Source organism: Bradyrhizobium sp. URHD0069 (genome assembly GCF_000701345.1).
Classification (GTDB): domain Bacteria; phylum Pseudomonadota; class Alphaproteobacteria; order Rhizobiales; family Xanthobacteraceae; genus Bradyrhizobium.
This window is the reverse complement of the sequence record NZ_JNIJ01000009.1, coordinates 61,728-78,412: the sequence shown is the minus strand read 5'-3', so window position 1 is coordinate 78,412 and position 16,685 is coordinate 61,728. Positions and strand designations below refer to the sequence as shown.

The window sequence follows — 16,685 nt, the reverse complement described above, 5'->3', positions numbered from 1 at the left end:
TTATCCCTTCAACAATTTCGGATCGCACTGATCCACAAATCATTCTGCCGCTGTCGTCGAAGGCTCTCGCTGCCCCTCCTTGCTTGCGAGTTGTCGCGCAATCCAGAGATCGTGATGCTCCTTCGCCCAGTTGAGATCGACCTCTCCCGTCCCCATAGCCTCGAACGCACCTTCTATCCCCAGCGTGCCGATATAGATGTGAGCAAGGATCAGGGCGATGAACAAAATGGCCACGACGGCATGTACTATCTGCGCAAGCTGCATGTCGGCGATATCGGTTCCGTAAAACGGGAACAGCAGCAAAACCCCCGATACTGAGACTGCAACGCCGGCCGCAAGGGAAAGCCAATAGACAAGCTTTTCGCCCAGGTTAAAGCGTCCGGCCGGCGCGTGCTTCGACTTGATGAAGCCACCGCCCTGCTTGACCCAGTCGATATCAACTTTTTCCAGAAGATTGTCCTTGAAAAAGATCACCGTGATCAGGACGAGACCCACCACGAAGGCGGCGCTGGTGAAGTTGTGTATGTACTTTGCCCACTGCGAGACGCTGGAGAACGCGTCCGGGCCGATGACCGGCAAAAGAAGCCTCTTACCGAAGGTAACATTCAGACCGGTAAGCCCAAGAACGACAAATGACGCCGCCGTCAGCCAATGCGAAAATCTTTCAAAGGCTTTGAAGCGAAGCACTTTCCGCCCCGATCGACCGGCTGCAATCCGGATCTTTCCGATGATCAGATAGGCCACGCCCAAGAGCACGATGGTGCCGAGAAGCACGATCGCACCAGACCAATGCAGCAGCACTTCGTGGAAATAATCCCAACTCCGTCCCGCGGGCTGGATCAGCACCCCGGCCTTCGTGTCGGGAATGTCGATTCGCCCTTCGGCGCGAGGCATTTGCTTGAGGAGGCTACGCTCGCTGGTGACACTCGCGGTCGGGTCGGGCGCACCGTCGGGGCCGAGCTTCTGCGCGACCGCTGGAGCGATCACAGCGATAGCGAACAGCATCACGGCGATCGCGACGAGGCGGATGCGTGCAAGAAAATTCATGACGATCATCCTCCTCGCATTTCCAATATCCGGCTTCAACCCGATCACGGCGTGCGATCAGACCACGACGTCCTCGTGATAAGCAGTCTTCCAGCCCCATGCGCCGGAGCCGTAGCCGCGTTTCAAAACCCGCTCCTTGTAGATTTGCGCGATGATTTCGCCGTCGCCTGCGAGCAGCGACTTGGTCGAGCACATCTCGGCGCACAGTGGCAGCTTCCCGTCGCCAAATCGGTTCGATCCATATTTCTCGAATTCCTCGGCGCTGCCGGACGGTTCTGGTCCGCCGCCGCCGGCGCAGTAAGTGCACTTGTCCATCTTGCCGCGCGAGCCGAAATTGCCGACGCGGGGGTACTGCGGTGCCCCGAACGGACAGGCATAGAAGCAATAGCCGCAGCCGATGCACAGGTCTTTCGAATGCAGTACGACGCCGTCTTCAGTTGAAAAAATGCAGGTTACGGGACAGACCGCAGCACAGGGCGCGTCGGTGCAATGCATGCAGGCCATCGAGACCGAGCGTTCGCCGGGCTTCCCGTCATTAATTGTGACAACGCGGCGGCGGTTGATCCCCCAGGGCACCTCGTTCTCGTTTTTGCATGCAGTGACGCAGGCGTTGCAGTCGATACACCGGTCCGCGTCGCAAAGGAATTTCATGCGAGCCATTGTTCCGCTTTCTTTACGCTGCCTTGATCTGACAAAGGGTGGCCTTGGGCTCCTGCATACCGGTCGCGGGATCATAGCCGTAGGTCGTGAGCGTGTTCACGCTCTCACCGAGCACGATCGGATCGAAACCTTTTGGATATTTGGCGCGCAGATCGGTGCCTTCGTACCATCCGGCGAAATGATACGGCATCCAGGCGACGCCCTTGCCTACCCTCTCGGTCACGAGCGCCTTCACGCGAGCCTTTGAACTACTCTCCGGTCCGGTCACCCAGACCCATCCGCCGTCCTTGATGCCCCGCTCGACCGCATCCGCCGGATTGATTTCGACATACATGTCCTGCTTCAGCTCAGCGAGCCACTTGTTGGAGCGCGTCTCCTCGCCGCCGCCTTCATATTCCACAAGCCTGCCTGAAGTCAGAATCAGCGGGAATTGTTTGGCGATCCCCCTGTCAACGGCCGTCTTCTGCACGGTGAAGCCGATGTTGGGTACACGGAACTGCCTGGCGTCCGGCAACGTCGGATAGTCGGCGACCAAGTCCGGCCGCGGCGTATAGATCGGTTCACGGTAGACGGGGATCGGATCGGGAAGATTCCAGGCGATCATGCGCGCCTTGCCATTGCCGTAAGGTGAGCAGCCGTGCTCGATCGCCACGCGCTGGATTCCGCCGGAGAGGTCGGTCGACCACGACACGGCATCTGGATTGGTGGAACTGATCCGCTGAATGATTTCCAATTCCTGCGGCGTGAGGTCCTTATCCCAGCCGACCTTTTTGAGCACGCCCAGGGTGAACTCGGGATATCCATCCTTGATTTCGGAGCCGGCCGAATAGGAGCCTTCAGCAAGGAGGTTGTGGTGTTCGTCCTTCTCGACCTCCTGCCCGTTTTCCATCACCTTACGCTTGACGATGCGCTCGACGCCGAACCGGGCGCGGAACGTGCCGCCGCCATCTTTCACCGGCAGACCGGTGTTATAGAGAATGCCTGAGCCGGGATGCCTGAACTCCGGCGTTCCCCAGCACGGCCACGGCAGACCGTAGTAATCGCCACCGACTTCCGGATCGTCCTTTGGCGCTCGCATCGTGACGAGATCGAACTTGGCCTGGTTCTTCATGTGGGCCTTGAGCCGCTCGGGAGATTGCCCGCAATAGCCGGTCGACCAGCCGCCGCGATTGATCTCGCGCAGGATATCTTCTGCCGACACCGCGTTGTTCTCGACCTTGATGTTCTTGAACATCCGGTCGGCAAAACCGAGCTTGCGGGCGAGCAGATACATCGTGTCGTAATCGTTCTTCGATTCGAACACCGGCTCGACGATCTTCTCGCCCCACTGCAGCGAACGGTTCGACGCGGTGCGCGAGCCATCCATCTCGAAACTGGTGCAGGCCGGCAGCAGATAGATGCCGTCCTTGCGATCCGAGAGCACCGACCATGCAGTGGGATAGGGATCGCAGACGACCAGCAACTCGAGCTTCTCGATCCCTCGTTTGGCTTCCGGCATCCTCGTAATTGTGTTGACGCCATGTCCCATGATGAACATTGCCTGCACGTTATCGGGTTGGCTGACCTGATCTTTCGGCAGCAACGTCGCATCGAACCAGCGCGTGCTGGGAATGCCCGGTGTTTCCATCAGCGTCTTGTTCGGGAAGCGGGATTTCATCCACTCGTAATCGACTTCCCACACCCCGCACCAATGCCGCCAGCCTCCCTCGGCGAGGCCGTAATAGAGCGGTAGCGTCGTCACATCGAGGCCGAGATCGGTAGCGCCCTGCACGTTGGTATGGCCGCGAAAGATGTTGGCGCCATCCCCGGCATGCCCCACATTGCCGGTAGCCAGCAGCAGGATGCAGCTCGCGCGGACGTTTGCGGTGCCGGTCGCGAACTGGGTCTGCCCCATCGCCCAGATCAGCGTCGCCGGCTTTTCCTTGGCGAAGACTTCGGCGATGTGCTTGACTTGGGCTTCAGGCAGACCCGTGACGCGTTCAACCTCCTGCGGCGTCCACTTCGCCACTTGTTTGCGGATTTCGTCGACGCCGTAGACCCGCTGCCTCAGATACTCCTTGTCTTCCCAGCCGTTCTCGAAAATGTGCCAGAGCATGCCGTAGATCGTGGCGATATGGGTGCCGGGACGCACCCGAACGTACTCGGTGGCATGCGCGGCAGTCCGCGTCATCCTGGGATCGATGACGATCAGATTGGCGCGGTTGAGCTCCTGGCCCTCCAGAATATGCTGCAGCGAAACCGGGTGCGCCTCGGCGGGATTGCCGCCCATCAGCATGATGGTCTTGGAATTGCGGATGTCGTTGTAGCTGTTGGTCATCGCGCCATAGCCCCAGGTATTGGCGACCCCGGTGACCGTGGTGGAATGGCAAATACGCGCCTGATGATCGGAATTATTGGTTCCCCAGAACGCGGCGAACTTGCGATTGAGGTAGGCCGCTTCATTTGTGAATTTCGCTGAGCCCAGCCAATAGACCGAGTCCGGTCCCGACTTCTCTCGGATCTGCAGCAGCTTGTCGCCGATCTCGTCGATCGCCGTCTCCCAGGAAATGCGGGTCCACTTGCCGTTCACCAGCTTGACGGGATAGCGCAGGCGGCGCTGGCTGAGCACGTCATCGCGGACCGCGGCACCCTTGCAGCAATGCGACCCCCGATTGATCGGACTGTCATAGTCCGGCTCCTGGCCAATCCACACGCCATTTGCGACGAGTGCGATAACCGAACAGCCGACCGAGCAATGGGTGCAGACATTCTTGCGAGTTATAACCTCTGCCCCTGCGGGAGGCGGCGGACCGGCTTCCGCTTTGCGGATGCCGCCGAGCCGAAGATTACCAAGCACCGCCAGCGCCCCGGTGGTGACACCGGCGCGCTTGAGGAAGATGCGGCGATCCAGACTTCCGCTTGACTTATCTGCTTGCAGGCCAGCGAGTCTTCCGCGACTTCGATGACGTTCCGACCTCTTGATCAGCACGGACGCCTCCCTTATCGGGCCGGATAGGCGTTAACGCGGTAGAAATTTCGAACCTCTGCCGAGTTGGCTTGATAGCGCGCCCTCCGCTTATCTTTGAGGTCGACCGGCTTGGCAGCCACCGTCGCGGGCATCACCGTGCTTGTGGCCGCTGCTCCAACGCCGGCAATCGTAAGGCTAAGCAGATCGCGCCGGCGAATGTTCGTCTTGAGGCGCTCCTTCATAGAGGCCGCACTCCTCGACCAAGCTGTGGCTCCATCTCCCGCGCACAGCTTGTTTTTATCGCCATCATTTCGCATAAGCAACGTATCATGCAGACACCATGTTTCCAATCGCACCAACGCGAACAGATCCACACATCCACGTGAGAATCCTGTTTCTCATGACCGCACCCAAGAAAAGCCGGCAGTGTGGATGTACCGTTAGCCGACATTTTGGAGTCAGGTCGTTCGAAACGCTCGGCGCAATTTCAAAATTGCACGCTTCTGTTTCGACGGCCCGTTGTCGTTTGCGTCGACCGCGTGTCATTGTGAAAGCCGGAATTTGGTGAAAGCCGGAATTTGGACCAAGAAGAGCAGACCCGATGCCAATACGAGAACGCTGCCTTCAGGAGTAGTTCCACATGACGCAAGCAAACACCGTAGGGCGGGCCCCGACGAGCCCTGCGCCGACCAAGATTTTGGTTGCGCTCGATGTCAATGGGCGCCAGAGGCAACTCACCGTGGCGCCTTGGACCACCTTGCTCGACGCGCTTCGCGACCACCTCGACCTCACCGGCACCAAAAAGGGTTGTGATCACGGGCAATGCGGCGCCTGCACGGTGCTCGTGGATGGACGGCGGATCAATTCCTGCCTCACGCTCGCGGTGATGAAGGATGGCGCCAAGATCACCACGGTCGAGGGACTGGCGACGGAGGGCGCGCTGCACCCGCTGCAGCAGGCCTTCATCGACCATGACGCGTTCCAGTGCGGCTACTGTACGCCGGGGCAGATCTGTTCGGCTGCGGGCTTGATTGCCGAAGGCAAGGCGAAGAGCGCCGACGAGATCCGCGAATTGATGAGTGGGAATATTTGCCGCTGCGGGGCCTATCCGAACATCGTGGCGGCGATCCAACAGGCGATGGGCACGATGGCTGGCAGGTCATGATCAATTTTCAATACGCCCGGGCCAACGACGTGGCCGACGCGGTGCGGATGATTGCCACCGATCCGACGGCAAAGTTCATCGCTGGTGGCACCAACCTGATCGATTTGATGAAGGAGGACGTCGAGCGCCCTTCCGGGTTGATCGACATTTCGCGGCTGCCGCTCAAAGGCGTCGAGGAAACATCTGATGGCGGCGTGCGCATCGGCGCGCTGGTGCCGAATTCCGACCTCGCCTGGCATCCGCTGATCGAGCAGCGCTATCCGCTGTTGAGAAACGCTATCCTGGCGGGCGCGTCGCAGCAGTTGCGTAACATGGCATCGACCGGCGGCAACCTTCTGCAACGCACGCGCTGCGCCTATTTCTATGATATTGCGACGCCATGCAACAAGCGCGAGCCGGGTAGCGGCTGCTCAGCCATAGGTGGCATCAACCGCATTCACGCGATCCTTGGTACGAGCGAGTCCTGCATCGCGACGCACCCGTCCGACATGTGCGTTGCACTGGCGGCGCTGGATGCAAAGGTGCATGTGACGGGGCCCGCGGGAGAACGCGTGCTTGCGTTCACCGATTTCCATCGGCTGCCGGACTCCAGTCCGCAGACTGATACCAACCTGCATCCGAACGAACTCATTACCGCAGTCGAGCTTCCCGCGAAGGGATTCCCGGCAAACTACTCCTATCTGAAGATTCGCGACCGTCTCTCTTATGCCTTTGCCCTGGTTTCGATCGCAGCCGCGATGGAACTTGAAGGCGGCACGATCGGAGAGGCGCGTCTTGCACTCGGCGGCGTCGCGCACAAGCCGTGGCGTGACAGCGCGGCCGAAAGCGCACTGCGGGGGCAGCCCGCAAACCAGACGACATTCGAGCAGGCGGCGGATATTCTGCTGCGCGATGCGAGGGGCTACGAGCATAACACCTTCAAAATCGATCTGGCGCGGCGCGGCATCGTCCGCACCTTGACACAAGCAGCGCAGGCGACGCCGCAGTCGCAATCCGACAAGAAGATCCGATGAGGGTGCTATGGTATGCCACGATGGCAACTGGGCACCCGGCCTCGGCATCAGCCGCCGCGAAGTTCTGACCGGCACGGTGGCGCTGGGCGCGATCGGCTCTGGTCGACCCAGCTACGCTGATGAAACGCAGCGTCCGGCCACCGCGCTCCGGCAAGACAACCAAGTGAGCAAGTCCATGACACTTTACATCGGCACCCCCACCTCTCGCGTCGACGGCCGCGCCAAGGTCACCGGCGAAGCGAAATATGCCGGCGAGTTCAATACGAGCGGCCTCGCGTATAGCAGCGTGGTCGAGTCCACCATTCCCAAGGGCCGCATCGTGCGCATCGACACGAGCGATGCGCTGCGGGTCGAGGGCGTACTCGACGTGCTCACACACGAGAACCGGCCGCGCATGGCCGGCACCGACCAAGCCTGGAAAGACGACGTCGCGCCGGAAGAAGGCTCGCCGTTCCGTCCGCTCTATGACGACAAGATCATGTTCAGCGGCCAGCCGATCGCGCTGGTTCTCGCCGAGGAATGGGAGATCGCACGCTACGCCGCCTCGCTGGTACGCGTTGAATATGAAAAGCAGGCGTTCGTCACCGACCTGTACCAGCAGCGCGATCAGGCGTTTGTCGTCAAGAAGCCCGACAAGCCGCACGGTGACGCCGGACGCGCCTTTGCAGCGGCCGCCGTGCGTCACGAGGCCGAATATTTTATCCCGACCGAGCACCACAACCCGATGGAATTGTTCGCCTCCACAGCGGTGTGGGACGGCGACGACAAGCTCACGGTGTATGACAAGACCCAGGGCGTCCAGAACGTGCAGCGCTATCTGTGCAGCGTGTTCAACAAGAAGTCGGACGATTTACGCGTCATCTCACCGTACGTCGGCGGGGCGTTCGGTGCCGGGCTCCGCCCACAATACGAAGCGGTGCTGGCTGTGCTGGGAGCGCTGGCGCTGGAGCGCTCGGTGCGTCTCGTGCTGACGCGCCGGCAAATGTATGGCCTCGGCCATCGGCCGGCTACCATTGAGCGCCTTGCGCTCGGTGCGAAGGCGGATGGAACACTTGACGCGGTCACCCATGAGGCGATCGCCGTCACATCGCAATTCGAAGACTTCTCCCGCAACGACACCGGCTGGGCGGCGCTGCTCTACAAGTCCGCCAACGCGAAATACGTGCACCGGCTGGCGCGGCTCGACGTTCCGACCTCCTGCGACATGCGGGCGCCCGGCGCCGCGCCCGGCGTTTATGCACTCGAAAGCGCGATGGACGAGCTTGCGGTGGCGCTAAAGATCGATCCCGTGGAACTGCGGCTGCGATGCTACTCGGATCGAGACCAGAACGAAGGCGTCCCCTACACCAGCAAGCAGCTGCGGGAATGTTACCGCCAGGGAGCAGTAGCCTTTGGCTGGGACAAACGCTCGGCGGAGCCGCGCTCGATGCGCGACGGCAGCGAGCTTGTAGGCTGGGGCATGGCAACGGGCGTCTGGGAGGCATTGCAGATGCCAGCGGCTGCTCGCATCGTGCTGACTGCGAACGGACACGCGGAAGTATCCTGCGCGGCGTCCGACATCGGCACCGGCACCTACACGATCCTGGCGCAGGTCGCGGCCGACATGCTTGGCCTGCCGATCGAGAACATCAGCATCAAGCTCGGCGACTCGAGCCTGCCGCAAGCGCCGGTGGAAGGTGGATCGTGGATGGCGGCCTCGGCATCGCACGCGGTCGCAACTACGGCCCAAGAGGTCCGCGGGGAACTGCTGGCTCTGGCGAAGGCAATGAAGGGATCACCGCTGGCTGACGCAAAATTTGAAGATACCATGCTCGCGGACGGCAAGGTCGTCAGCAAGCAGGATGCAAGCCGCGCGGTCTCGATCACTGACGCGATGCGGCACGGCGCGGTAGACAGGATCGAAAAGGAAAAGACCAACAGCTTCCCGGATGACAGCTCGCACGCGCGTAACACGCATTCCGCGGTGTTCGCCGAAGTGAAAGTGGATGAGCAGCTCGGCGTCATCCGTGTCACCCGCGTCGTCAGCGCGACCGCGGCCGGGCGCATTCTTAACACCAAGACCGCGCACAGTCAGATCATGGGCGGCGTGGTGTGGGGCATCGGCATGGCGCTGCACGAGGAGACCGTGTTCGATCACCGGTTCGGCCGCATCATGAACGCCAACATCGCCGAGTACCATGTGCCGGTGAATGCAGACGTGCAGGATATCAAGGTGGTCTTCGTCGATGAGCCGGACACGATCATCAACCCGTTAGGCATCAAGGGGCTGGGCGAGATCGGCATCGTCGGCGTCGCGGCGGCGATTGCGAACGCGGTCTATCACGCAACAGGCAAGCGCGTGCGCGATCTTCCGATCACGCTGGACAAGCTACAACGTTCGACCTAGGCGTAACGGCGAGGAATCGCCAACCCAGAGTGACGTGGTCCGGAACGAGCGACTGGTAGGGCCTGTCTAGTAAATGCGGAAGTGCGGGCGATTGCTGGTCGCCAGTTCAATTCGATCGCTGTCGCGCAGGGGACCGATAACGCCGACCCCCGACAAGCGTGGCTGAATCATAGGACGCACGCTGCATCGGTTGCGACACGAGGCATCGACTTCGGCCCATCGCAACGATCCTGTTCGATTGGAATCATTAGAATAGACCTGCTCCCATCCTCTTCGAAATTAAACTGCAAGTCCGCGCCAAGCGCCTGTGCAAGCGCCTCGATGATTCTCAGCCCGCGCCCAGGCCTGACGTCGGCCGACGAAGCCGATCCGTTATCCGACACCCGACATTCGATAAACTCTCCGGATGTCCGGCATTCGATACGGATCGTGCCGCCGCGCCGATCAAATGCGTGACGCACCGCGTTGGTGATGAGTTCGGCAACGATCATCCCCATCAACCAGCAGCGTTCGGAAGACAACCGGAACGGTTGTTCCACGAACACGAGGTCTATGTTTCGGTTTTCCAGTTTGGACCGGCTGATAGATCGGCATAGCTCCCGGAGATAGGCTGATGCGTCGACATCATCGTTGCTTGCCGGCATCTGGAGTGCATGGTGAACCCTCGCATAGTTATGCAATTGCTCCATCGCGTCTGCCAACGCAGCTTTCACATTGCGGTCCGGAGATTTTGCGGCAGTAAACGACAGCACCTGGATGGCAGATGCGAACTCGTTCTTGACCCTGTGGGTGATTTCGCGAAGCAACAATCGCTCTTCCGAGGTAGAATACGCAGATAATGTCATGTCAGACATGCTCCTGAGTCTACAAAATTACCAAACACGGAAGGTGCGGTCGCTCTGGTGCGATCTTCTGGTAACGAAGTAATCACCGACATTCATCGTTCAAATGTAAGCCTTGATCACGAATTCGAGCGTCAGACCTGCAATGCGAACGCCAGCCGCGTGATAAGCTTGTCGTTGGTGAGGGCCCTACCCTCTATCACCGGCTGGAAAGAACGCTCGCTACTCTGACGACGCTAGGCCGGAAATTTCGCCCGCACCATTAAATAGCATTTCAGAAACTAAATAGAATTTCAGAAACCTTCCGCGCTTTGACGGCGCGCAAAGGCGCTGACAAGCGGTTCAGCAATCGGGAAATTTCGCGCCGCCCCATCCTTCGCCAATGCCATCTTAAAGAACTTTTTAGTTGCGGAACGGTGGACACAAAGCCCATTTACAAAACGTAACAAACGCCAAGCATCGGTAGCCAGCGTCTTCGGAAAAGGAGGACGCATTCTGCTACAGGTCGCTATCCGTCGGATACGCATCAGCCGCCAGGGACTCAGTGAGTTCTTAAGAGGATAAGCCATGGGTTTGCGACCTTTTATGACGAATCCGAGCCTTTCCTACGCTGGCCGCTGTCACCCTTTGTTAGGTTCCCGGGTGGATCACGGCTTAGACGGTTTTTGTGAGGAGCGTGCCTGGCGTTGTCTCGCCGAAGACGACAGAACTCGGGCGATTGCGGCGGATATCCTGGTATCACGATGGTTCGATCCCAGGAGTTGCTGCCGTTACGAAGAGACGGTGTCGTCGTGTGACCGGTACGTTATTGCTGTCGCCTTGAAGACCACACGCGTCAAGCTCACCAGGGGTTCACATACTATATTCGACGGGATAATGCCGGCCGGGACGTTACACGTTGCGGGCCCGTCTCAGCCGCTGACCGCCGAGTTTCGTGCACCGTGCGATTTCATTCACTTCCATGTTTCCAACGGATACCTCCGAAAGCGCCAGGACGCAGCGAAGTCTGGCCTATCCCAGCCGATACGAGACCTGAACGATCTCATTATCCGCGACCCGCTGGCGGGACTGCTGGGCCGGACGCTCATCGAGAGCGGCAAAGCTCGCGACAGACTCTACGCGGAGAGCGTCGGTCAAACTCTCGTGATGCATATAACGAGACTTGAGCTGACGCCACCCACAGTCAATGCTCTGCCCAAGTGGCGGTTAAAGCGCGTCCAGGAGTATGTCGATTCGCACCTTGATGAGGGCATAAGCCTCGCCGACCTGGCCAAAGTGGCCGGCCTGTCGCGAATGCATTTCGCAGCGCAGTTTCGCGCAGCGACCGGATACCGACCGCACGACTATCTCCTCCACCAGCGTATCGAAAGTGCAAAGGCGATATTATCGAGCACGGACACGCCGCTTGCGGAGGTCGCCCTGGCCGTGGGCTTCCAGGCGCAGCCGCACTTCTCGACGGTTTTCAAGCGCCTTACCGGAGAGACCCCCGCACGCTGGCGGTGTTCGGTCAGGGGCGACCTCGAGCCCCCTGAGACCTTTCGGCGCTCCTCGGCTACCAACGGCCAGAATCAGATTACGGCGCCGGTCTGATTTTTGCGCTAACTCGCCGCCGATCGGCCGTCAAAACCTAACTTGGGTACAATCCTGCGACGATCGGCAAACGGGCGGCGCGGAGTGCAGGAAATAATCCGCCGATCAATCCGACGATCAGCGCGAGCGCGACGCCTTCTCCGATCAGCCATGGGCTGAGCTTGAAGTCGAACACCACCTGGGTGAAGTTGCCGCCAAGCGTCGAGGCGGTGACGCCGTCGAAGATCAGGTAGGTGGCAGCCGCGCCGAGCACCCCGCCGATCGCCGCCAGCGACAGCGATTCCGCGAGCGTTCCGACAAAGGCGGGGAAGCCGCCAAAGCCGATGGCGCGCAGCGTTGCGATTTCCGTCGCGCGAGCTGCCACCGACGAATACATGGTGTTGAGCGCGCCGGCGAGTGCGCCGAGCGCCATCGCGATCGCCAGCGGCCAGCCGAGTTTCTGGATCAGATCGGAAGTTTGCGACGCCTGTTCGGCGAAGTAGGTGGCCTCCGATTTGACGTCGAGCTTCAACCGCGGATCGTCGTCGCTGTAGCGTTTGAGCTCATTCAACGCCGCCGGCCCGGTCAGACGCGCGCGCACGGTCTGGACGACGTTGTTGCGGTTGAACAGACTCTGTACCACGGACAGATCAGCCCAGATCTCGGATTCGAACACACTGCCGCCGGCATCGAACACGCCGACCACGGTCCAGCGCGTGGCGCCGAACGAGACCGTGCTGCCAAGGTCGAAACCCTCAAATTCCCGCAGCAGCGACTTGCCGACCACGACCTCGTTGCTGCCGCGACTAAACATGCGGCCCGCGGTGATGTTGATGCCCTTGCGCAGCGCGGCGCCCTGCTCGCCGATGCCGCGTAGCGGCAGATTAGCCTTGGTCTTGGTGGAACGTTTGAGACCGTCGACCACGAGATAGAGTTCCGGCGAGATCAGCGGCTTGCCATCGGGGCCTCGCGCGATACCGGGCCCGTCCTCGATAAGGCGCACCTGATCGCGGGTCACGGTGCTGTTGATTTCGGCCTGCGAGCCGGCCCGCAGCACGATGGCGATATCATCAGCGCCGGATCCAGCGATGGTGCGCTGGAAGCCGTTGGCCATGGCCAGGAACGCGAGCAACACGATCACCACAAGCGCGATCGCAATCACCGTCGATAACGACAACCAGCGTCGCTGCGCGATGCTCTTGAGATTAATGGAGGTGACTGCCATCACCTGAAGCAAAAGCGAGCGCATGGTTATCCCCGTCCGAGCGCGGTTGCTATTTTGAGCCGCATGGCATTGAGAGCCGGAATGATCCCGGTGATCAGACCGAGCGCAATCATCAGCGCGATTCCCTGCAGCGCGATGTCAGGCGATACCGCGAAAGCCGGCGCGATGTTGGCCAGGCTGGTGCGCAAAGCGATCGTGATCAGCGCGGCAATCGCCAGGCCCGGCAATCCGCCGAGCAGAGCCAGCAGTATCGATTCGCCGAGCACCATTCGCAAAATTCGCGGGCCTGAGAATCCGAGAGTCTTCAGCACGCCGATCTCGCGGGTGCGTTCCCGGATCGAGAGCGCCATGGTATTGCCGACGATCATCAGGATCGTGACGAAGGCGGCGCCGACCACCAGGAACACGATCAGCGCGATGTTGCCGAATTGGGCTGCGAACGCCTTGCCGAAAGCCTTTTCGGTGTCGGTTGAGGTCTCGGCGGTGGAATTGGCGAACATCGCATCGATCGCCTTCGCCACTCGATCGTTATTCTCTGGCGCGCTGGTCTGAAGAATCATCCAGCCGATCGTGTCTTTGCCGAACGAGCGGGTCTCGTCGAAATAGGCGTACTGGAACAGCATGAAGTTGGTGTCGACCTGCTCGGTCTTGCCCTTTACGATGCCGGCAATGGTGAAGTCCCAGGTATGCCCGCCGCTACGTTGGGTGAAGATGTTGCTCGCAACCGGGACACGATCGCCGATCTTCCAGCCCCACTTGCGCGCCAATGATTCACCGATCACCGCGCTACTGCGGTCACGGATGAAGGCCTGAAGCTGCTCGGGTGGAATATCGAACTCACTGCGATACACATCGAAATAAGTCGCTGGCTCGATCGCCAGCGTCATCAGGAAATTCTTGGGATCCTGATAGTAGCCACCGAACCAATTGGCGAAGGTCACCTGACGTACCCCATCCACCACCCGCACGCGATTGAAATAGGCGATCGGCATCGGCTGGGTGAAGTTGATCTTGTTGACCGTGATCAGACGATCCGCGGCGGCGCGATCCTCGCCGGCCGTGAAGGCGCGGTAAAATCCGGCAAGTACGCCGAAGATCATGAAGGCGATCAGGATCGAGACGATCATCAGCGCGGCGCGCAATTTACGGCGGAACAGGTTTTTCCGCACCAGATCGAAGTCGTTCACGCGGCAAGCTCCTGCTCGACGAAACGGCCCTTGTCGAGGTGCAAAACGCGCTGCGCATAGCGTGCCGCCGCAGGATCGTGGGTGACCATCACGATTGTCTTTCCGAGATCCTTGTTGAGCAGTTGCAGGATTGAGAGAATCTCGTCGGCGGAGTGGCGGTCAAGATCGCCCGTCGGCTCGTCGCAGAGCAACAGGTTCGGATCAGACACGATGGCGCGCGCGATGGCAACGCGCTGCTGCTGGCCGCCGGACATTTCACGTGGATGGTGCTTGACGCGATCGGCGAGGCCAACCACCGACAGCGCGGTCAGGACACGGGTCGAGCGCTCCTTGCTGCGCAGCTTAGTGAGCAATAGCGGCAGTTCCACGTTCTGCGCCGCGGTCAACATCGGCATCAGGTTGTAGAACTGGAATATGAAGCCGATGTTAGCTGCACGCCAGGCCGCTAGTTCGCCTTCTGACAGACCATCGATGCGCTGGTCGGCGACAGCAATCTCGCCCTGATCGACGCGGTCGATACCGCCGAGCAGATTGAGCAGTGTCGTCTTTCCCGAGCCGGAGGGACCCATCACCGCGACGAAATCGCCACGGGGAATCGCAAGATCGAGATGATCGAAGATCGAAATCGTTTCCTTGCCTTTGGTGAAGCGCTTGCTTACGCCGGTGAGGCGAACCATCGGGTGTTCCGGTGTCACTTTTCTCTCCTCTCGGAATTCAACTGGATCTAGTTTGCCGCAGTGGTTTCGATCGCCGGCGCGACACCAGCCTTGGTGTCCCGCAGAAAATTCACCTTCACTGCCATATCGGGCAGAATGCGCGGATCCCTTTGCACAAAGCGGATGCGGACTTTCACGGTGGCCTTCTCGCGGTTTGCGGTCGGCACGATCGCGATCACCGAGGCGGGGATGGTCCAGTCCGGATAGGCGTCAAGCACCGCGTTCACGGCCCCGCCGGCGGCGACACGACCGATGAACGCTTCGTTCACGTCGACTTCGATCTCGATCGAATACATGTCGACGATGGTACAGATACCGGTTCGGGTGAAGCCGCCGACCGACATCGGTGAAATCATCTCACCGGGCTGTGCACTACGGTCGACGACGACGCCGGCAAATGGCGCGCGAATCTGATGTTTGTCGAGTACCGACGCACTGCGCTTTGCATCTATCTTCGCGGTTTCGGACTGCGACTGCACCTGGCGCAGTTGCGCCGTGAGCACGCCGACGCGCGCCTGTGCTTTGGTCAGATCGGCCTCGGTCGCGAAATTCTTCTGCGACAATGTCTGCACGCGCGACATGATCCGTGTCGCGTCCTGAAGGTCAGCGGTGATCGCGGCGATCGCGGCATCCGCCGCCTCGACGCGCGATTGCGCCAGTTCATAGTCTTTTTCGGCAAGCACGCTGTCGAGCCGCGCGACGATCTGCCCGTCGGTCACCGTCATGCCTTCGTCGATGAAAACCTCGACAACCTTGCCGGTGATTTCGGCCGCAACCGTCGCTTTGCGTCGCGCAACCACATAGCCGGAGGCCGCAAGATTACCGGAATCCCTGCTGCTGGTGGCGACCTGCTGTTGCTGAGGCTGCGCCGTCTGCGGCTGTGCTGCGGGCTGGGATGCGGTCTCTTTGGGACGGTCTTGCATCCAAAATTCGGACACCGCAAAGGCGGCAAATGCTACGATGACGCAGGCGGCAATGCCGACCGAGATCGGCAACCAGCGACGGCTCGATCGCCCCGGCTCGCTCACGCTGCGATCGATCGTCAGCGATCGTAGCAATTTGCTCTTGTCTTCGGTCATCATCCGATTTCCATCTAGGAGTCCGCGGCGGACGCGGTTTCCCGCGCAGCGGCTGCATTCTCGCGCTGGTATTCACGCTCGCAGCTGGCTTGCATATCTCGCCACAAAGGGGCTGGGCCCCAACCTTCTTCCGTGATGCGGCGTACCAGTTCGGTTACAAAATCCAATTCTGCCTTCAGCAGCGTCAGGCGATATTCGCTTTCGACGACGAGGATCGCCGGAAATTTCAGGCCTAATAGCGGCGCAGGTAATTCTTCGTCGGATCCGGCCACTTCCGCAAACGTCATGGCGAGGATGTCGTTGAGCTCGGCTTGCATCTGCTTAAGTTTTTCCGCCAGTCGAGAATGGCGGTCGCGCAGCAACGCCACAGCTTCATCCGGCGGCAACACGGGCAGAAGACACAGCGCGGCCTCGAATTGAGGAAACTCTTTTGCCGGTTCCGCCAAAAGGTGCCGCATCCAGTTGCGGAGCAAATCGCGGCCGGCTGGCGCCAGAGCATAAACCGTGCGCTCAGGTCTTTTGCCACCGCGCGACGTCTCCTTCGACCGGATCAAACCGCGCGAAGTCAGCATTTCGATCACGGTGTAGAGCGTGCCGTAACGCAGCTTGATACTCTCATGCTTGTGTCGACGCTTGAGCGTTGCCGCCATCTCGTAGGGATGCATTGGCCGCTCAAAGCACAGTGCGAGGACCGCGAGCGCCAAAGGGTTGGCCGGAATCTCAGAGGACATGGACGTAGATTATTCGAGTACATGAATATCCGTCAACGTATAATCGTCTACCGCACGAAGGCGATCACGGCTCTGGAGAGAGGTGAACGGCCCCGCGCACCCTACTTCGCATCCATCC

At 60.2% G+C, this 16,685-nt stretch carries 14 protein-coding genes; 4 read left to right on the top strand and 10 right to left on the bottom strand.

The genetic code is table 11. The features are described from left to right. Positions 1-39: 39 nt before the first annotated feature. From N554_RS0103375 to N554_RS0103360, 4 genes are read right to left on the bottom strand one after another with little or no spacing between them, the layout of a single operon-like run. A complete protein-coding gene (locus N554_RS0103375) occupies positions 40-1,047 on the bottom strand; it encodes a formate dehydrogenase subunit gamma (RefSeq protein ID WP_029582183.1) in 1,008 nt (335 codons plus the stop codon). A 57-nt stretch (positions 1,048-1,104) separates the two neighbouring features. After that, positions 1,105-1,707: a formate dehydrogenase FDH3 subunit beta gene (gene fdh3B / locus N554_RS0103370; RefSeq protein ID WP_029582182.1), complete on the bottom strand. Its 603-nt coding sequence runs from the start codon at positions 1,705-1,707 to the stop codon at positions 1,105-1,107. Between the two features lie 13 nt (positions 1,708-1,720). Beyond that, complete coding sequence (locus N554_RS0103365; RefSeq protein WP_029582181.1) at positions 1,721-4,675, bottom strand: formate dehydrogenase subunit alpha; 2,955 nt, start codon at positions 4,673-4,675, stop codon at positions 1,721-1,723. Positions 4,676-4,686: 11 nt separating this feature from the next. Beyond that, a complete protein-coding gene (locus N554_RS0103360; protein ID WP_029582180.1) occupies positions 4,687-4,896 on the bottom strand; it encodes a hypothetical protein in 210 nt (69 codons plus the stop codon). A 398-nt stretch (positions 4,897-5,294) separates the two neighbouring features. Here N554_RS0103360 and N554_RS0103355 point away from each other — a divergent pair, with 398 nt between their 5' ends. From N554_RS0103355 to N554_RS0103345, 3 genes are all read left to right on the top strand, one after another. Then, positions 5,295-5,819: a (2Fe-2S)-binding protein gene (locus N554_RS0103355; RefSeq protein ID WP_051677285.1), complete on the top strand. Its 525-nt coding sequence runs from the start codon at positions 5,295-5,297 to the stop codon at positions 5,817-5,819. Further along, positions 5,816-6,832 carry an FAD binding domain-containing protein gene (locus N554_RS0103350; protein ID WP_029582178.1) on the top strand — a complete coding sequence of 339 codons (1,017 nt, stop codon included), beginning with the start codon at positions 5,816-5,818 and terminating at the stop codon, positions 6,830-6,832. The genes N554_RS0103355 and N554_RS0103350 overlap by 4 nt, the downstream gene beginning before the upstream one ends. Positions 6,833-7,007: 175 nt before the next feature. Continuing rightward, positions 7,008-9,218 carry a xanthine dehydrogenase family protein molybdopterin-binding subunit gene (locus tag N554_RS0103345; RefSeq protein ID WP_029582177.1) on the top strand — a complete coding sequence of 737 codons (2,211 nt, stop codon included), beginning with the start codon at positions 7,008-7,010 and terminating at the stop codon, positions 9,216-9,218. Between the two features lie 167 nt (positions 9,219-9,385). Here the strand turns inward: N554_RS0103345 and N554_RS0103340 are convergent, their stop codons facing one another. Continuing rightward, positions 9,386-10,072, bottom strand: coding sequence for a sensor histidine kinase (locus N554_RS0103340; RefSeq protein ID WP_036052315.1), 687 nt, complete (start codon positions 10,070-10,072; stop codon positions 9,386-9,388). An 807-nt stretch (positions 10,073-10,879) separates the two neighbouring features. On the opposite strand from N554_RS0103340, the gene N554_RS0103335 reads away from it, so the two are divergent. Continuing rightward, on the top strand, positions 10,880-11,650 hold the full coding sequence (locus N554_RS0103335; RefSeq protein WP_245283506.1) for a helix-turn-helix domain-containing protein: 771 nt from the start codon (positions 10,880-10,882) through the stop codon (positions 11,648-11,650). 37 nt (positions 11,651-11,687) lie between these two features. On the opposite strand, the gene N554_RS0103330 is transcribed toward N554_RS0103335, so the two are convergent. The 5 genes from N554_RS0103330 to N554_RS0103310 are packed head-to-tail and all read right to left on the bottom strand — an operon-like array spanning position 11,688 to position 16,540. After that, complete coding sequence (locus N554_RS0103330; protein WP_029582174.1) at positions 11,688-12,878, bottom strand: ABC transporter permease; 1,191 nt, start codon at positions 12,876-12,878, stop codon at positions 11,688-11,690. A 2-nt stretch (positions 12,879-12,880) separates the two neighbouring features. Next, positions 12,881-14,041, bottom strand: a complete 1,161-nt coding sequence (locus N554_RS0103325; RefSeq protein WP_029582173.1) for an ABC transporter permease — start codon at positions 14,039-14,041, stop codon at positions 12,881-12,883. After that, on the bottom strand, positions 14,038-14,718 hold the full coding sequence (locus N554_RS0103320; protein WP_029582172.1) for an ABC transporter ATP-binding protein: 681 nt from the start codon (positions 14,716-14,718) through the stop codon (positions 14,038-14,040). The genes N554_RS0103325 and N554_RS0103320 overlap by 4 nt, the downstream gene beginning before the upstream one ends. 47 nt (positions 14,719-14,765) lie before the next feature. Next, positions 14,766-15,836, bottom strand: coding sequence for an efflux RND transporter periplasmic adaptor subunit (locus N554_RS0103315; protein WP_197033402.1), 1,071 nt, complete (start codon positions 15,834-15,836; stop codon positions 14,766-14,768). Positions 15,837-15,850: 14 nt separating this feature from the next. Next, positions 15,851-16,540, bottom strand: a complete 690-nt coding sequence (locus N554_RS0103310; protein WP_210165368.1) for a PadR family transcriptional regulator — start codon at positions 16,538-16,540, stop codon at positions 15,851-15,853. Positions 16,541-16,685: the final 145 nt, after the last annotated feature.